Source organism: Micromonospora sp. AMSO31t, from assembly GCF_008868175.1.
Classification (GTDB): domain Bacteria; phylum Actinomycetota; class Actinomycetes; order Mycobacteriales; family Micromonosporaceae; genus Micromonospora.
Map to the genome: position 1 here is coordinate 1 of NZ_WBKT01000131.1, position 16088 is coordinate 16088.

Sequence of the window (16088 nt, forward strand, 5' to 3'; positions counted from 1 at the left end):
CCGGGCGGGCCAGCCGGCGCAGCACCGCCCGGGGCGACCGGTAGCCGGCGCTCGGCCGGGCCACTCCCCCGCTGACCAGCCAGGGATGGGTCCGGGCGATGTCGGCGAGCGTCCCGGCCGGCAGCCGGGACCGGTCGAACAGGCAGCGCACGGTGAGCGGCCGCTCGGCGAGGCCCAGATTGATCATCGCCTCGTGCTCGACGCAGTGCCGATGGGCGGCCGGCCGCCGGCCGGGCCAGAGCGACTCGCCGACGATGCGGACCCGGCGGCCGGGGAACCGGTCGACGAAGTCACGCAGCGTGGTGGCGATGATGGCCGCCGGGTTCCGCCCGATCACCGACATGTCGGCCAGGTCGACGCCGTCCAGCGGGTCGAGCAGCGGGCGGACCAGGGACAGCCGGTCGGTGGGCACGGCGACCAGCACCGGCTCACCGGCGGCCCGGCCGGCCTCGACGACCTCGCCCACGGCGGCGCGGTAGTCGCGGTCGTCGGCATAGAACAGGGCGTCGTGGCGCAGCCCACCCTCCGGGAACGGCGACCGATCGACGCCGGTCCTGCCGTCCCCCGGCCGACCGCCGGCACCGCTCACTGCCCGTGCACCTCCCCGCCGAAGGATACCCGTGGGTGACGGGCCGCCTGCGCGCAGTGGCACCGGTCAGCCACGGTCCGCGAGAAGCCGGGCGGCCAGGGCACGGCCCAGGTCCCGGCCGGAGCGCCAGGCGCCCTGCACCCGCGGCCGCCCGAAGGCGTCGCCGGCCAGGCCGATCCCGTCGTCGTACAGGTGGTAGGGGCCGACGCCGCCGGCGGCCGGCTTCGCGTACGTCCAGCGGTGCACGTGGGTCAGCTCGGCGGGCTCGGGCAGGCCGAACAGGTCGCGGACGGCCTGCTCGATGGCGGGGCCGGCGGCGGTGGGCTGGAGCAGGTGCCCGGAGGCGAACTCGGTGGTGGTGTGCGCGACCAGCACCGGCTCGCCGTCGCCGCGCCGGTCGCCGTCGTCGCAGACCGTGCTCAGCACCGGGTGCTCGTTGACGAACGCCCCCCGGAAGTCCGGCCAGCGGCGGGCCGGGAAGCGCAGCACCCCGGTCAGCGCGGAGGACCAGCGCTGGGCCGCCACCGCCCGGGTGGCCGCCGCCAGCGCGGGGTCGAGCAGCAGGGCGGCCTGCGGGCCTGGCATGGCCAGCACGACCGCCTCGGCGGCCCGCCCGTCCACCCGGGGCCCCGGTTCGACGGTCATGACCAGGCGGTTGTGCGCCACCGGCAGGTCACCGGCCAGGTGCTCCACGAGCGAGCGGAGCCCGCGCGGGGCGGCCCAGCGCACCGGGCCGGCCACCTCCTCGCGCCCCCGCGGCCCGTACGCGACGAGCGTGTCGGTCCACTCCCGGGCCAGGCCGGCGGCCCGCCATCCGTCGACCACGGCCGCGAAGTCGGGGTCGTCGACGGTGAAGTAGGCGGCGCCCAGGTCGGCGGGGCGGCCCTCGAAGCGCTTGCTGGCCATCCGCCCGCCGGTCACCCGGGCCCGTTCCCGGATCTCCACCGGGAGGCCGGCCCGGGCCAGCTCGGCCGCGCAGGCCACCCCGGCGATGCCCGCGCCGACCACCACCACACCCGCCCGGTCCGCAGTCACGCAGATGATCGTAGGCGGCGGCCGGCATGAAGACCCCGCGACGGGGGTAGTGGTACACCTGTTCGAGGAGAGGTGATCATCATGGCCGACCGCAGCAACGAGAACGTCAATCCGGACGCCGCCGTCAAGGACCCGGACGACTGGGTCACCGGCGACGAACCGCCGACCGCGGCGCAGGAGTCATACCTGCACACCCTGGCCCGGGAGGCGGGCGAGGAGGTGCCGGACGGGCTGACCAAGGCGGAGGCGTCCCGCCGGATCGACGAGCTCCAGGCGGAGACCGGTCGCGGCCGGTGACTCAGCGCGGGGGCAGGCGGTGCAGCTCGACCCGGTCGAGCCGCCCCGCCGCCACCCGCGCCGTCAGGTAGGTGGTGTGCGGCTGGGCCCGCCGGTCGGTGGGTGAGCCGGGGTTCAGCAGCCGCAGGCCACCCGGGGCCACGCTGTCCCACGGGATGTGGGAGTGCCCGAACACCAGCAGGTCGCAGTCGCCGAAGGCGGCGGCGCAGCGCTCCTCCCGGCGGGTCTTCGGCCCGGTCTCGTGCACCACGGCGACCCGCAGCCCGTCCAGCTCGACCCGGGCCACCTCGGGCAGCCGGGCGCGCAGCGGCGGCCCGTCGTTGTTGCCGTACACGCCGACGAGCCGGCGGGACCGGGACTCGAGGGCGTCCAGCAGCGACACGTCCACCCAGTCCCCGGCGTGCAGCACCACGTCGGCGGCCTCGACCGCCGCCCACAGCGGCGCGGGCAGGTCCCGCGCCCGCTTCGGCACGTGCGTGTCGGCCATGATGACCAGATCCATTCCCCGATCCTGCCCGCCGCCGGGCCCGCTGTCGCGGTGGCGCCCGTCCGAACCGACGCGCTCAGGCGCCCTGGTCCTCCATGTGGTCGCTCGGCACGGCCGGCCGGTCGCCCGGCCGCCGCCCGGCGGCCGCGGTGATCCGGCCCGCGGCGTTGATCAGGCCGATGTGCGAGAAGGCCTGCGGGAAGTTGCCCAGTTGCTCACCGGTGGTCTCGTCGATCTGCTCGGCGAAGAGGCCGAGATCGTTCGCCTGCGCGGCGAGCTGCGCGAACAGCCGCCGCGCCCGGTCCAGCTGGCCGGCCTCGGCCAGGCAGGCGGCCAGCCAGAACGAGCAGATCAGGAAGCCCGCCGGGTCGGCGTCCCAGCGGCGCAGCAGGCCGTTGCAGGACAGCCGTCGTTCGATCACGTCGATCGTCGCGCGCATCCGCGGGTCGGCGGCGGGAAGGAAGCCGACCAGCGGCATGACCAGCACCGAGGCGTCCAGCTCGTCGGAGTCGAAGGCGCCGGTGTACGCCCCGACCCGGTCGCTCCAGCCCCGGCGGAGCACCACCGCGCGCACCTCGTCGCGGGCGGCCGCCCAGCGCGCCACGTCGGCGGGTTCGCCGATCCGGGTTCCGAACCGGACGGCCCGGTCCAGCGCGGTCCAGCACTGCACCTTGGACGACACGTAGTGCCGCTCGACGTCGCGCGCCTCCCACATCCCGGCGTCGGGCCGGCGCCAGTCCCCCACCGCCTGGTCGGCGAGGCCGTGCAGCAGCTGCCGCACCTCGGCGGACATCGGGTCGAGGTAGTACCGCATCAGCCACGCGGCGTCGAGGACCTCGCCCAGCACGTCGGACTGCCGCTGCCGCCAGGCGTCGTTGCCGATCAGGACCGGCCGGCTGCCGGCGTATCCGGCCAGGTGGTCGAGGCGATGCTCGGTGAGGTCCCGCTCACCCTCGACGCCGTACATGATCGGCACCGGCTCGTCGCCGATCCGGCCCATGGCCCGGGCGATGTAGCTGAACTGGCGGTCCGCCTCGTCCGGGCAGGCGGCCAGCCAGAGCGCCTGGAGGGTGAGGCTGCAGTCGCGGAGCCAGACGAACCGGTAGTCGTAGTTGCGGTCCCCGCCCAGCTCCTCGGGGATCGAGGTGGTGGCCGCCGCGACCACCGCCCCGCTGGGTCCGTAGGTCATCCCCTGCACCACCATGGCGCTGCGCCGGACCAGGTCGTGGTACTCGCCGTGGTAGTCGTGCAGGTCGGCCCAGGACCGCCAGCCGGCGACGGCGTCGGCCAGCACCTGGTCGGCGTCGGGCAGCGCCGGCGTGCCGCCGGAGTAGGTCGGGGCGTACCCGAGGGTGAAGTGGTGGGTGCTGCCGGCGCGGGCGGTGAACTGCCCGGACGCGGCACCCTCACCGCAGATCAACGGCACGTTGGCGCGCAGCTCCAGCCGGCAGGCGCCGGCCGTCGCCCCGATCACCCCGTCGGTGTCGGTCAGGTAGGCGTTCACCCGGCCGTACTCGAAGCGCGGGGCGTAGTCGACCCGCATCGGGACCTCGCCGGTGAGCCCCTCGACCACCCGGGCGAGCACCCGCGGCGACTCCCGCCCGATCCGGTGCCCGCGCGCGCCGGGTTCGAGCGCCAGGGCGTCGGTGACGGCCGCCGTCCCGGTCGCGGTGGTGAAGACGGTACGCAGGACGAGCGTGTCGTCCAGGTAGGACCGGGTGCTGGCGAACTCGCCCACCGGCCGGATGCTCCAGTGCCCGGCCGCGTCGTCGAGCAGCCGGCCGAACACCGACGGCGCGTCGAAGCGGGGCGGGCACCACCAGTTGATCGTGCCGGCCCGGTCGACCAGGGCCGCGCTGTGCCCGTCGGCGAGGAAACCGTGCTCGCTGATCCGTCCGGTCCGCACGGGGTTGGCTACCCGGCCCGGCGGCGGCCATGCGCCGCCATCGGTCCGGACGGGCGCGTTACCGCCCGACGCGGGTGGGAACGCGGCGGGTTGACGAAGGAGGATGCTCATGACCAGTTCCTCGAGTCCGACCGCGGCCTGGCGGCCCGGGATGCCGGGCAGCGACAACCTCCCGTCCGGGCCGAGCGGTCGCCCCTCGCCACCCAGCGGGGACGGACACGGGCCGCAGGCCGGCCCGCCGACCGTCACGATCGGGTCGTACCCGGACTATCCGTCCGCCCAGCGGGTGGTGGACTACCTCGCCGACAACCGGTTCCCGGTGGAACGCACGGCGATCGTGGGGACGAACCTCACCCTGGTAGAGACCGTGCTGGGCCGGTTGACCACGGGCCGGGCCGCCCTGGTCGGCGCGGGCACCGGCGCCTGGTTCGGCCTGTTCATCGGGTTGCTCTTCGGCATCTTCACCGCGGGGAACTGGATCGCGGTGATCCTGGTGGGCCTCGTGATCGGCGCGATCTGGGGCGCCGTGTTCGGCGCGGTGGCCCACGCCATGACCGGGGGCCAGCGCGACTTCACCTCGGCCAGCTCGCTGCGGGCCAGCCAGTACGCGGTCACCGTGGACGCGGACGTGGCCGACCAGGCCCGGCAGCTGCTCGGCCGGATGCACCTGACTCCGACCGGCACCACCGCCCGCTGACCGGTCGGTCCCCGACGCCCCGGCGCACCGTCGCGCCGGGGCGTCCCGCGGTCAGTGGTACGCCCGCTCGCCGGCCCGGATCGGGACGTCGACCCGGTTCTCCGGCGGGGCCAGCGGGCAGGCCCACCGGTCGTCGTAGGCGCAGCTCGGGTTGTAGAGGTAGTTGGCGTCGAGCCGGACCCGGTTGCCGGGCAGCACGGTCAGGCCGCGCCCGAAGGTCCCCTTCACCGTGTCGGTGAGGTAGCGCCCACCCCCGTACGCCCCGGCGCCGCACGTGGCGTCGCGCACCGGGAGGAACAGCCCGCCCCCGTACGCCTCGATCCACCACAGGGTGAGCGGGCCCCAGGGCGTCTCGGCGACCGCCACCCGCCGGTATCGCACCACGCCGTCGGGCCCGCCGGTGTCGATGCTCTCGGTGCCCGAGGCGGGGCGGAGGGGCGCCTCGACCACGGCCGACGGGTCGGGTGGGAACCAGCGCAGCCCGGTGAAGCCGGGCCGCTCGGCGGCCGGCAGGGGACTGCTGGGGTGGCTACGGAACAGCTCGTCCCGGGCGGCCCGGAAGCCTTCCAGGTCGAGGTCGGAGAGGTAGAGCCGGGCCACCCGCTCACGCCAGTCCTGCACGTCGAGATCATCCACCCTCCGACCCTAGCCCGGTTCACTGGTTCAGATTCGAAAATTCCCGCCGGGGCGCCCGCGCTGTTGCGCGGCTCACCACGGCGGACGAGGACTTGTTTAAATTTTAAGTAGTGCTACTGTCGTAGCCATGACGGAGAGCCTGGACCCCGAGCGGTTGGCCTGCTGGCGCGCCTACATCGAGGCGAGCCAGCGGCTGTTCACCCAGCTCGAGGACGACCTGCGCGCCGACAGCGAGCTGAGCTTCGCCGACTACCACGTGCTGGTGCTGCTCTCCGAGGCGCCCGGCCAGCGGCTGCGGATGGGCGAGCTGGCCGGCCGGCTGGTGTTCTCGCCGAGCCGGCTGACGTACCAGATCTCCTCGATGCAGAAGCGCGGCCTGGTGGCCCGGGAGTCGTGCCCGGACGACCGGCGCGGCAGCGAGGCGGTGCTCACCGCCGCCGGGTTGCTGACCCTGCGCGAGGCCGCGCCGCACCACCGGCGCTCCGCGCGCACCCACCTGATCGACGACCTCGACGACGCCGAGGTCGCCTGCCTCACCCGGGTCTTCGAGCGGCTCGGCCGGCGCCTCCGCGCCGACCGCGACGCGTCGTCCACCCCGGCCGACAACTAAGGAGACCCGAGATGCCCGCGATCACCGTCGACGACGTCCTCGTCCTGCCCCGCCTGCCGGAGCTCGGCGAGTCCACCACCTACCGGCCGGTCCGCCGGCTCACCACCGCGCCCAGCGGCTACGAGGGCGAGGGCTTCCCGGTCCGCCGGGCCTTCGCCGGGGTCCCGATGACCGAGCTGGACCCGTTCATCCACCTCGACCAGATGGGCGAGGTCGACTACGCGCCGGGCGAGCCGAAGGGCACCCCGTGGCACCCCCACCGGGGCTTCGAGACGGTGACCTACATGATCGACGGGATCATGGACCACCAGGACTCGCAGGGCGGCGGCGGCACCATCACCGACGGCGACACCCAGTGGATGACCGCGGGTCGCGGCCTGCTGCACATCGAGGCGCCGCCGGAGCACCTGGTGATGAGCGGCGGCCTCTTCCACGGCCTCCAGCTCTGGGTCAACCTGCCCCGGGTGGCGAAGATGAACCCGCCGCGCTACCAGGACATCCGCGGGAAGGAGTCGGCGCTGCTGACCACGCCCGACGGCGGCGCGCTGGTCCGGGTGATCGCCGGCGAGATCGCCGGGCACCAGGGCCCCGGTTCGACCCACACCCCGATCACCATCGCGCACGTGACGCTCCAGCCCGGGGCCGAGCTGAACCTGCCCTGGCGGCCGGACTTCAACGCGCTGGTCTACGTGCTGGCCGGCCGGGGCACGGTGGGCACCGACCGGCGGCCGGTCCACCTCGGCCAGCTCGCCGTGCACGGGCCGGGCGACGCGCTGCGGGTCACCGCGGACGCGCGGCAGGACGCCAACACCCCGGCGCTGGAGCTCTACATCATGGGCGGCCAGCCGATCCGCGAGCCGGTGGCGCACTACGGCCCGTTCGTGATGAACACCCGCGCCGAGCTGGTCCAGGCGGTCGAGGACTACCAGGCCGGCCGGCTCGGGGTCATCCCGGCCGAGCGGCTGCCGCACAGCGGCGGCGAGGGCGACCGCCCCTGACCCGCTCCGCGCGACGGGCGTCCCGGTTCACCGGGGCGCCCGTCGCCGTTCTCAGGAGACGGCGAAGATCCCGGCAACGCCGAGGATCACCATCAACAGGACCGCGACGAGCGCACCCCGTTCCCCCTCCACCGCCTGCTCGCGGTATTCGGTCACGGTGTTCGGCGTCTCGGCGGGCATGTTGTGGCCTCCTCGGTTTCGCGATCCAGGGGTCCGGCGCACCCCCACGCGAGCACCCGGCCGACCGGGGACGGTCGGCGTGCGGGGCCGCGCCGGGGGTCCTACCGTGAGGACGATGTCGACCTCGGAGGGCTGGAACGTGGCGATGCGGGACTGGTTCCTCTCCGCACAGGAACGCGCCAACCCACGGTCTGAGTTACCCGTCTGGACGAGCGGAAACCTCGTCGAGCCGTTGATTCACGGCGGCACGTACTTCGACCGGCTGGTCAGTGAGGTGGAACACCTCCAGGCCGGTGACCATCTCTTCTTCACCGACTGGCGCGGCGACCCGGACGAGCGGATGCGGCCGGACGGCCCGACGGTGGTGCAGCTGTTCGCCCGGGCCGCCCAGCGCGGCGTGGTGGTCAAGGGCCTGATCTGGCGCTCCCACCTCGACGCCCTCTCCTACAGCGAGGAGGAGAACCGCGACCTCAGCGAGGTGATCCGCGCCGCCGGCGGGGAGGTGCTGCTCGACCAGCGGGTCCGCCGCGGCGGCTCGCACCACCAGAAGCTGGTGGTGCTGCGCCACCCCGGCGCCCCGGAGCGGGACGTCGCGTTCGCCGGTGGGATCGACCTCTGCCACAGCCGGCGGGACGACGCGGCGCACGGCGGCGACCCGCAGGCGGTCGCCATGTCCCCGCGGTACGGCCCGCACCCGCCCTGGCACGACGTCCAGCTCGCGCTGCGCGGACCGGTGGTCGGCGCGCTGGACACCACCTTCCGGGAGCGGTGGACCGACCCCGTGCCGCTGGACTCGGAGAACCCCATGGCCTACCTGCGGGACCGGCTGCGCGGCTCGGACCTGAGCCCGGACCCGCTGCCCGACCAGCCCGCCGACCCGCCGCCGTGCGGGCCGCACCACGTCCAGGTGCTGCGCACCTACCCGGCCGTGCGCCCGCGCTACTCGTTCGCCCCGGACGGCGAGCGCACGGTGGCCCGCGGCTACACCAAAGCGGTCCGCCGGGCCCGCCGGTTGATCTACCTGGAGGACCAGTACCTCTGGTCGACCGAGGTGGCCGACCTCTTCGCCCGGGCGCTGCGCGAGCAGCCGGAGCTGCACCTGATGGCCGTCGTGCCCCGGCACCCCGACGTGGACGGCCGGTTGGCGCTGCCGCCGAACATGGTCGGCCGGTCGCAGGCCCTCGAACTCTGCCACCGGGCCGCCCCCGACCGGGTGCACGTCTTCGACGTGGAGAACCACGAGGGCACCCCGGTCTACGTGCACGCGAAGGTCTGCGTGGTGGACGACGTGTGGGCCAGCGTGGGCAGCGACAACTTCAACCGCCGCTCCTGGACCCACGACAGCGAGCTGTCCTGCGCGGTGCTGGACGACACCCGGGACGAGCGGGCCCCGACCGACCCGGCGGACCTGGGCGACGGCGCCCGGGTGTTCGCCCGGGAGCTGCGGCTGCGGTTGTGGCGGGAACACCTGGACCGGGACCCGGACGGCGGGGACGACCACGACCTGCTCGACCCGGCGGACGCGGTCGCGGCGATCACCTCGGCGGCGGCGGAGCTGGAGCGGTGGCACGAGTCCGGGCGGGTCGGGCCCCGGCCGCCGGGGCGGCTGCGACCACACCGGCCGGAGCGGCTGCCGTGGCGCACCCGGCTCTGGGCGCTGCCGGCGTACCGGCTGGTCTACGACCCGGACGGCAGGCCGCTGCGGGCCCGGCGCGCCGGGACCTGGTGAGCCGCCGAGACCGGCTCGCCGGTCGGCAGCGGCTCGTCCAGGGCGTTCGGCCGGGCCGGGTACGCGAACGACACCCGGGGTGAGTAGAAGCCCCAGCAGATCTGCAGCGGGTTGGCCGGCCGGAGCGCGTAGACCGGGTGCTCCGGGGCGAGGAACTCCACCGACTCGACCTCGAACGGCGACACCGGCTCGGCCACGTACGGGTAGTCCGCGACGATCACCTCGCCGTCGCGGGCGGTGAGGTAGCGGTGGTGGCCGTTGTGCGCCTCGGTGCCGGTGTGCCCGACCCCGGCGGTCACCTGGATGAGCGGCCGCCCGTCCGCCCACGTCTCGGCGGTGAGCCGCTCGCCCCGCACGTCGACCAGGGTCTCCCCGGGCACGGCGGGAGCGCCCCGGGCCGAGGCGTACTGCCGGACCCGCGAGCTGGAGGCGAGGTAGTGGGTCCACCAGCCACCGGGCGTCTCACCGTCGGGCGGGTCCATGTCCGCGAGTGAGACACCGAGGAAGGTCAGCGAGTACGCGCCGAACCCGGAGGTCTGGGTCTCGTCGTCGACGACGTACTGGCAGAGGAACACCTGGCGGTCCGGGCGCGGGCGGAGACCGGCCGGTACGAGCGCCGCGACCGCGTCGGGGTCCGCCGGGAGCCAGCTGAACAGCAGGGTCCGGGCGTTGACGACGAGTTGCGGAGCGGCGGGATCGAGCACGGTGCCTCCGTAGACGTGTACACCTGGACGCTACGGGCGGTCCCGTCTGCGGGACAAGGACGGAAAGACGACAGTGTGAGCCAACTGTCGGGTTTCACGTTGACCGGTCGGCCCGGGGCATCGGCCGTCCAGTCAGTGGGGTCCGGCCGCCTCGCGTCGCCGCACCGGTCGGCCATCCGACGGTTTCTGCCCCGCTTCAGCCGCTTCATGCCAGGACACGGCATAAGTACATCGTACTTTCGGCTAGATTTCCTCCGGCCGATCAGGCTAAGGTGGCTTCCGAACGGCCAAACTGAAGCTAAACCGAAGCGTCACGTCTTTTTGTTTCGCGGACGAGGTGCAGGGAGGACCACCCATGACCGCGCACACGATCAGCGAGCCGGCGACGACAACGCCGTCCACCTCCGAGAAGCTCGACCCGCGGGCGCTCACCGACAGCGCCGCGGACCTGCTCAACGCGATGGCGGCGCTCCCCGCCCACCACCCGTCGCGCGCCGCGCTGCGCGACCGGGCGATCGAGGCCTGGCTGCCTCTCGCCAACCACCTCGCCCACCGCTACAGCGGCCGCGGCGAGCCCACCGACGACCTCGCGCAGACCGCCGCCGTCGGCCTGATCAAGGCGATCGACAAGTTCGACCCGTCCCGCGGCGTCGACTTCGCCGGCTACGCCATCCCGACCATCATCGGCGAGCTGAAGCGCCACTTCCGCGACCGCACCTGGGACATCCGGGTGCCGCGCCGCCTCCAGGAGCTGCGGCTGGCCATCTCCGACGCCAACAGCACGCTGCTCCAGACCCTGGGCCGCTCGCCGACGGTCGCCGACATCGCCGGCCACCTCAACCTCACCGAGGAAGAGGTCCTGGAGGGCCTGGAGGGCGCCCGCGCCTACAACGCGGTGTCGCTGTCCACGCCGACCGGCGACGGCGACCGGGCCACCGAGCTGGGCGACATGCTCGGCGGCGAGGACGGCGAGTTCGAGCTGGCCGAGCTGCGCGTCGCCCTCGGGCCGGCGCTGGCCACGCTCGACGAGCGTGAGCAGAAGATCCTCACGCTGCGCTTCTACGGCAACCTGACCCAGTCGCAGATCGCCGAGCAGATCGGCGTCTCGCAGATGCACGTGTCCCGGCTGCTGGCCCGGGCGCTCACGAAGCTGCGCGGGCAGCTCGACGGAACGTACTAGGGGGGTGGCGGCGGTGGCCGGGTCGGCGGGCCCGGTCACCGTTCACGACCACTCGGGCCCGGTCGGCGGTGCGCCGGCCGGGCCGTTCCGTGTTCAGCGCAGCACCAGCAGGTCCAGCGCGTCGACCACCGGCGCGTGCGGGGCCCGCAGCGCCGCCGCACGCAGCCGGCGCACGCCCCGGTCGTAGTCGGCGTCGTCGAGCAGCACCAGCGGGGTGTGCGCGGCGCGGCGCAGCCCGTCGGCCGCCGCCCGCAGCGAGCGGGCGCTGACCTGCGGCACCGGCTCCAGCGCCACCGGGGCGAACCCGGCCGTCTCGAACGCCGCGCAGACCTCGGCCACCGACGGATAGCCCTCCACCACCCGCAGCGCCTCCGGGAACCAGCGGAACGGCGTCACGCCGCCGCCCCGGCCGGCGAAGACCGACCGGATCAGCACCGGCGCGCCGGGCCGCAGCACCCGGCGCAGCTCGGCGGCGACCGCCGGCAGGTCGGGCAGGTGGTGCACCACCGTGGAGAGCCACGCGCCGTCCAGGCCGGCCGCCGCGATGGGCAGGCCCTCCGCCCGCCCGGCCACCATCCCCGGGTACGCCGAGCGGGCCCGCATCGCCGCCGCCGGCTCGACCGCCACCACGTCCACCCCGTACCAGGCCCGGAAGGCGGCGGCCCACGCGCCGGTGCCCGCCCCCACGTCGAGCACCCGGTCGCCCGGTCCGACGGGCAGGTGCCGGGACACCGCGGCGCGCCAGCTCGCCAGGCCGCCGGCCGGCAGGTGCCGGGTGGCCGCGAAGGCGGCGGCCGAGGCCTCGTCGTACGCCATCATCGCCATGACCGTCACTCCACGCGAGGAAACGGTCACGGTCAATGTGAGAAGGGGAACAGGACCCCGCGCCGGCCGCCCGGCCGGGGGTGCGAGAGTGGGTCCGTGCTCTCCGACGTCTCCCTGGACCTGCCGGTCCGGCCGGTGCTGCCGGCGCTGGTCGAGGCGCTGGACGCGGCCGGCACGGCGGTCCTGGTGGCGCCTCCCGGCACCGGCAAGACCACCCTCGCGCCGCTCGCGGTGGCCGACGAGGTTCCCGGCCGCGTCGTGATCGCCCAGCCCCGGCGGGTGGCCGCCCGGGCCGCCGCGCACCGGATGGCCGCCGTGCTCGGCGAGCGGGTCGGCGAGCGGATCGGGTACGCGGTGCGCGGCGAGCGCCGGGTCGGCCCGCGCACCCGGGTCGAGGTGGTCACCACCGGCCTGCTGGTCCGCCGACTGCACCACGACCCGGAGCTGCCCGGCGTCGGCGCCGTGCTGCTCGACGAGTGCCACGAACGGCAGCTCGACGCCGACCTGGCGCTGGCGTTCACCGTGGAGGCCCGCGGCACGCTCCGGCCGGACCTGCGGCTGCTCGCCATGTCGGCCACTCCCCAGGCCGACCGGTTCGCCGCGCTGCTCGGCGGGGACGCCCCCGCGCCGGTGATCCGGGCCGAGGCCGCCCTGCACCCGGTGGACCGGATCTGGGCGCCGCCGCCCCGCCCGGTCGCCGCTCCCGGCGCGGGGCGGGTGGACCCGGCGCTGCTGGACCACGTGGCGGCGACGGTGCGCCGGGCCCTGCGCGAGCGGGCCGGGGACGTGCTGGTCTTCCTGCCCGGCGCCGGCGAGATCGCCGCCGTCGCGGGCCGCCTGGCCGACCTGCGCGACGCCGTCGCCGTGCTGCCCCTGCACGGCCGGCTGCCCGGCGCCGCGCAGGACGCCGCGCTCACCCCGCTGCCCGGTCGCCGCCGGGTGGTGCTGGCCACCGCCGTCGCGGAGAGCAGCCTGACCGTGCCCGGGGTCCGCGTCGTCGTGGACGCCGGGCTGAGCCGGGTGGCCCGCACCGACCTGGCCCGGGGGCTGGGCGCGCTGGTCACCGTGCCGGTGTCCCGGGCGGCCGCCACCCAGCGGGCCGGCCGGGCCGGGCGGGAGGCGCCGGGCGCCGTCTACCGGTGCTGGTCGGAGGCGACCCACGCCCGGCTCGCTCCGCAGCCCGAGCCGGAGATCGCCTCCGCCGACCTGACCGGGTTCGCGCTGGAGCTGGCCGCCTGGGGCACCCCGGACGGCGCCGGCCTGGCGCTGCCCGATCCCCCGCCGCCCGCCGCGCTCGCCGTCGCCCGCGACACGCTGACCACACTCGGCGCGGTCGACGCGGACGGCCGGATCACCGCCCGCGGGCGGGCCATCGCCGCGGCCGGCGCGCATCCCCGGCTGGCCCGCGCGCTGCTCGACGGCGCGCAGCGGGTCGGCGCCGACCGGGCCGCCGAGGTGGTGGCGCTGCTCGCCGAGGAGACACTGGGCGGCGCCGGGGACGACCTCACGACACTATGGCGCCGGCTCCGCACCGGGGCCGACCCGGCCGCCACCGCCCGCTGGCGCGCCGAGGTACGCCGCCTGCGCACCGCCCTGCCCGACGACCGCAGAGGACGGTCAGGACCCGACCGCCTGCCCGACGAGCTGGCCGCGGGGCTGCTGGTGGGGTTGGCGTACCCGGAACGGTTGGCGCGGGTGCGGCGGGCCGGCGGGACCGCGTACCTGATGGCCGGCGGGACCGCCGCGGAGCTGGCGGCCGGATCGGGGCTGGCGGGGTCGGCGTGGCTGGCGATCGCGGTGGCCGACCGCTCCCCCGGCGCGCCGACCGCCCGGGTCCGGCTGGCCACACCGGTCGACGAGGCCACCGCCCGGGAGGCCGGCGGACCGCTGCTGCGCGCCGACCGCGAGGTGGGCTGGTCCGGCGGGGACGTGGTGGCCCGGGAGGTGGTGCGGCTCGGCGCGATCGAGCTGGTCGACCGGCCCCTCGCCGCACCCGATCGGGCGCGGCTCGCCGAGGCGGTGCTCGCCGGCCTTCGCCAGGACGGCCTGACCCTGCTCACCTGGACGCCCGACGCCACGGCCCTGCGCCGGCGGCTGGCCTTCTGCCGGCAGGCGCTGGGTGACGAGTGGCCGGACGTCTCCGACGCCGCGCTGCTCGCCGCCGCACCGACCTGGCTGGGCCCGGAGCTGGCCCGTGCGCGGCGCCGGGCCGACCTGGCCCGGGTCGACGTGGCGGCGGCGCTGCGCCGGCTGCTGGACTGGCGGCAGGCGGCCCGGCTGGACGAGGTGGCGCCGGAGCGGCTCCCGGTGCCGAGCGGATCGCGGATCCGGCTGGACTACGCCGACCCGGCCGCCCCGGTGCTGGCGGTGAAGCTCCAGGAGACGTTCGGCTGGCCGGCCGCCCCGCGGATCGCCGACGGCCGGGTGCCGGTGCTGCTGCACCTGCTCTCCCCCGCCGGCCGGCCGGTCGCGGTCACCGCCGACCTGGCCTCGTTCTGGCGGACCGGCTACCCGCAGGTGCGGGCGGAGCTGCGCGGGCGCTATCCCCGCCACCCGTGGCCGGAGGACCCGACCAGCGCCGAGCCGACCCGCCGCGCCAGCCCGCGCCGCCGCTGACCCCGCCTATTCCTCGACCACGTCGGCGATCACCACGGTGACGTTGTCCGGGCCGCCGGCCCGCAGCGCCAGGTCGATCAGCTTGGCCGCGCACGCCTCCCGCTCCGGGTAGCCGCCGAGCACCTCCGCGAGGGTGTCGGGGCGGACCACGTTGCTGAGCCCGTCGCTGCACAGCAGCCAGCGGTCGCCGGCCCAGGGCACCATCGTCGCGTAGGTCGGGGAGATCTCATCCCCCTGCAACGCCTGCGTCACCACGGCCCGGCGGGGGTGGCTGCTCGCCTGCTCGGGGGTGATCACGCCCTGGTCGACCAGCATCTGCACGAAGGTGTCGTCCCGGGTGACCTGCTTCAGCACACCTTCCCGGAACAGGTAGGCCCGGGAGTCGCCGACGTGGGCCAGCGCCAGGCAGCTGCCGGTGCGGGCGAACAGCAGCGCCGTGAGGGTGGTGCCCATGCCCTGGCGCTCCGGGTCCTCCTCGACCGCCTGCCGGATCCGCGAGGTGGCCAGCTCGATGCCACCCTGGAGGGCGGCGACCAGCGCGTCCTCGGGGGTCTCCACGTCCAGCGGCTCGAACGCGTCCATCGCGATGCGGCTGGCCAGGTCACCGGCGGCCATGCCGCCCATGCCGTCGGCGACGGCGACGAGCCAGGCGCCGGCGTGCTGGGCGTCCTGGTTGCCACTGCGGATCAGCCCACGGTCGCTCGCCCCGACGGAACGAAGCTTCAGGGTCATGGGACGCAGCCTGCCAGTTCTAGGGCTCGGTTGTCTCTAGGAGATCAGCACCATGCTACGTGGCGCGGCGAATCTCACTGCCGCCGGCAACGCGCGGCGCGGTCACCGCCCAGCAGGCCTGATCATGGAGGCATGGCGTACCTCTTCCTGCTCGGCGCGATCGCGGCCGAGGTGATCGGCACCAGCCTGCTCAAGGCGACCGACGGCTTCACCCGGCTCTGGCCCACGCTCGGCGTCGCGGTCGCGTACCTGTCGTCGTTCGGGCTGCTCTCCCTGACCGTCAGGGACATCCCGGTCGGCGTGGCGTACGCGATCTGGTCCGGGCTCGGCACCGCGGCGATCATGGCGATCGGCGCGGCCTTCCTCGGCGAGCCACTGAGTGTCGCCAAGGTGGTCGGCGCGGGGCTCGTGATCGCCGGGGTCGTGGTGCTCAACCTGGGCGGCGCCCACTGACGTCGAAACCCGGTGGACCGACGCCCCGCGCGTTCGCGAGGGTGGCGGCCATGGACGGAGGCGGGTTGTCCGGCGCGGAGCGCGGAATCGCCCGGCCACGGTCGCCGCAGCGGGCCAGGCCGCCGGGCGACGCATGGCGATGCGGTCGACCGGGTCGAGACCGAGCGCGGCCTCGGCGGTCAGCAGACCGGCCAGACCCGGGGTCACCTCCGCCCCGGTCAGCTCCCGGAAACCGCAGCGGGCGTAGTACGGCCCGTTCCACGGCACGCTCCGGAACGTGGTGAGGGTCAGCGTGCCGGAGATCAGGTACAGGTTCCGGCCGGCGGTGCGGATCTGGTCCTTGAACAGCAGCCCGAAGATGCCGATCGGGATGGTGCCGACGATGACGTACCAGCCCATGCGGTAGTCGAGGCT

The 16088-nt window shown here is 75.3% G+C and carries 17 protein-coding genes and 1 pseudogene; 8 read left to right on the forward strand and 10 right to left on the reverse strand.

The genetic code is table 11. The annotated features are described in order from the left end of the window. Positions 1-589: MEDS domain-containing protein (locus F8274_RS23485; protein WP_192579950.1), on the reverse strand; the 589-nt coding region annotated here is incomplete at its 3' end. 66 nt (positions 590-655) lie between these two features. Next, positions 656-1603: an NAD(P)/FAD-dependent oxidoreductase gene (locus F8274_RS23490; protein WP_151464551.1), complete on the reverse strand. Its 948-nt coding sequence runs from the start codon at positions 1601-1603 to the stop codon at positions 656-658. 102 nt (positions 1604-1705) lie between these two features. Between F8274_RS23490 and F8274_RS23495 the strand changes: the two genes are divergently transcribed. Next, positions 1706-1921, forward strand: coding sequence for a DUF3072 domain-containing protein (locus F8274_RS23495; protein ID WP_151464538.1), 216 nt, complete (start codon positions 1706-1708; stop codon positions 1919-1921). A gap of 1 nt (position 1922) precedes the next feature. Here F8274_RS23495 and F8274_RS23500 read toward each other — a convergent pair whose 3' ends face one another. Continuing rightward, the gene (locus tag F8274_RS23500) at positions 1923-2423 is read right to left on the reverse strand and encodes a metallophosphoesterase (RefSeq protein ID WP_151464539.1); all 501 of its coding nucleotides are present in this window, start codon (positions 2421-2423) and stop codon (positions 1923-1925) included. A gap of 61 nt (positions 2424-2484) precedes the next feature. Continuing rightward, positions 2485-4314 carry a glycoside hydrolase family 15 protein gene (locus F8274_RS23505; protein ID WP_151464540.1) on the reverse strand — a complete coding sequence of 610 codons (1830 nt, stop codon included), beginning with the start codon at positions 4312-4314 and terminating at the stop codon, positions 2485-2487. Positions 4315-4423: 109 nt separating this feature from the next. On the opposite strand from F8274_RS23505, the gene F8274_RS23510 reads away from it, so the two are divergent. Beyond that, positions 4424-5011 carry a general stress protein gene (locus F8274_RS23510; RefSeq protein ID WP_151464541.1) on the forward strand — a complete coding sequence of 196 codons (588 nt, stop codon included), beginning with the start codon at positions 4424-4426 and terminating at the stop codon, positions 5009-5011. A gap of 51 nt (positions 5012-5062) precedes the next feature. Here the strand turns inward: F8274_RS23510 and F8274_RS23515 are convergent, their stop codons facing one another. Next, the gene (locus F8274_RS23515; protein ID WP_151464542.1) at positions 5063-5647 is read right to left on the reverse strand and encodes a DUF1684 domain-containing protein; all 585 of its coding nucleotides are present in this window, start codon (positions 5645-5647) and stop codon (positions 5063-5065) included. Positions 5648-5774: 127 nt separating this feature from the next. On the opposite strand from F8274_RS23515, the gene F8274_RS23520 reads away from it, so the two are divergent. Continuing rightward, positions 5775-6257 carry a MarR family winged helix-turn-helix transcriptional regulator gene (locus F8274_RS23520; RefSeq protein ID WP_151464543.1) on the forward strand — a complete coding sequence of 161 codons (483 nt, stop codon included), beginning with the start codon at positions 5775-5777 and terminating at the stop codon, positions 6255-6257. An 11-nt stretch (positions 6258-6268) separates the two neighbouring features. Beyond that, complete coding sequence (locus tag F8274_RS23525; protein WP_151464544.1) at positions 6269-7255, forward strand: pirin family protein; 987 nt, start codon at positions 6269-6271, stop codon at positions 7253-7255. 51 nt (positions 7256-7306) lie between these two features. Here F8274_RS23525 and F8274_RS32375 read toward each other — a convergent pair whose 3' ends face one another. Then, positions 7307-7435 carry a hypothetical protein gene (locus F8274_RS32375; RefSeq protein WP_255474581.1) on the reverse strand — a complete coding sequence of 43 codons (129 nt, stop codon included), beginning with the start codon at positions 7433-7435 and terminating at the stop codon, positions 7307-7309. 139 nt (positions 7436-7574) lie between these two features. On the opposite strand from F8274_RS32375, the gene F8274_RS23530 reads away from it, so the two are divergent. After that, the gene (locus F8274_RS23530) at positions 7575-9164 is read left to right on the forward strand and encodes a phospholipase D-like domain-containing protein (protein ID WP_151464552.1); all 1590 of its coding nucleotides are present in this window, start codon (positions 7575-7577) and stop codon (positions 9162-9164) included. Here the strand turns inward: F8274_RS23530 and F8274_RS23535 are convergent. Further along, positions 9113-9868: a hypothetical protein gene (locus tag F8274_RS23535; protein WP_151464545.1), complete on the reverse strand. Its 756-nt coding sequence runs from the start codon at positions 9866-9868 to the stop codon at positions 9113-9115. The two genes, F8274_RS23530 and F8274_RS23535, sit on opposite strands and share 52 nt — an antisense overlap. A 355-nt stretch (positions 9869-10223) precedes the next feature. On the opposite strand from F8274_RS23535, the gene F8274_RS23540 reads away from it, so the two are divergent. Next, positions 10224-11048 (forward strand): SigB/SigF/SigG family RNA polymerase sigma factor, encoded by an 825-nt coding sequence (locus tag F8274_RS23540; RefSeq protein ID WP_151464546.1) that lies wholly within the window; start codon positions 10224-10226, stop codon positions 11046-11048. A gap of 93 nt (positions 11049-11141) precedes the next feature. Here the strand turns inward: F8274_RS23540 and F8274_RS23545 are convergent, their stop codons facing one another. Further along, positions 11142-11873: a class I SAM-dependent methyltransferase gene (locus F8274_RS23545; protein WP_151464547.1), complete on the reverse strand. Its 732-nt coding sequence runs from the start codon at positions 11871-11873 to the stop codon at positions 11142-11144. A 96-nt stretch (positions 11874-11969) separates the two neighbouring features. Between F8274_RS23545 and hrpB the strand changes: the two genes are divergently transcribed. Further along, the gene (gene hrpB / locus F8274_RS23550) at positions 11970-14489 is read left to right on the forward strand and encodes an ATP-dependent helicase HrpB (protein WP_151464548.1); all 2520 of its coding nucleotides are present in this window, start codon (positions 11970-11972) and stop codon (positions 14487-14489) included. Between the two features lie 6 nt (positions 14490-14495). Here the strand turns inward: hrpB and F8274_RS23555 are convergent, their stop codons facing one another. Then, a complete protein-coding gene (locus F8274_RS23555; protein ID WP_151464549.1) occupies positions 14496-15221 on the reverse strand; it encodes a PP2C family serine/threonine-protein phosphatase in 726 nt (241 codons plus the stop codon). 132 nt (positions 15222-15353) lie between these two features. Here F8274_RS23555 and F8274_RS23560 point away from each other — a divergent pair, with 132 nt between their 5' ends. Next, positions 15354-15674 (forward strand): multidrug efflux SMR transporter, encoded by a 321-nt coding sequence (locus F8274_RS23560; RefSeq protein ID WP_151464550.1) that lies wholly within the window; start codon positions 15354-15356, stop codon positions 15672-15674. 273 nt (positions 15675-15947) lie between these two features. Here the strand turns inward: F8274_RS23560 and F8274_RS32695 are convergent. Then, positions 15948-16088: pseudogene (locus F8274_RS32695) on the reverse strand (undecaprenyl-diphosphatase); the annotation flags it as partial.

Coding starts and splice junctions, on each gene's coding strand:
- F8274_RS23495 (WP_151464538.1), top strand. CDS start 1,706: ATGGCCGACCGCAGCAACGAGAACGTCAATCCGGACGCCGCCGTCAAG.
- F8274_RS23500 (WP_151464539.1), bottom strand. CDS start 2,423: ATGGATCTGGTCATCATGGCCGACACGCACGTGCCGAAGCGGGCGCGG.
- F8274_RS23510 (WP_151464541.1), top strand. CDS start 4,424: ATGACCAGTTCCTCGAGTCCGACCGCGGCCTGGCGGCCCGGGATGCCG.
- F8274_RS23520 (WP_151464543.1), top strand. CDS start 5,775: ATGACGGAGAGCCTGGACCCCGAGCGGTTGGCCTGCTGGCGCGCCTAC.
- F8274_RS23525 (WP_151464544.1), top strand. CDS start 6,269: ATGCCCGCGATCACCGTCGACGACGTCCTCGTCCTGCCCCGCCTGCCG.
- F8274_RS32375 (WP_255474581.1), bottom strand. CDS start 7,435: ATGCCCGCCGAGACGCCGAACACCGTGACCGAATACCGCGAGCAGGCG.
- F8274_RS23540 (WP_151464546.1), top strand. CDS start 10,224: ATGACCGCGCACACGATCAGCGAGCCGGCGACGACAACGCCGTCCACC.
- F8274_RS23545 (WP_151464547.1), bottom strand. CDS start 11,873: ATGGCGATGATGGCGTACGACGAGGCCTCGGCCGCCGCCTTCGCGGCC.
- F8274_RS23555 (WP_151464549.1), bottom strand. CDS start 15,221: ATGACCCTGAAGCTTCGTTCCGTCGGGGCGAGCGACCGTGGGCTGATC.
- F8274_RS23560 (WP_151464550.1), top strand. CDS start 15,354: ATGGCGTACCTCTTCCTGCTCGGCGCGATCGCGGCCGAGGTGATCGGC.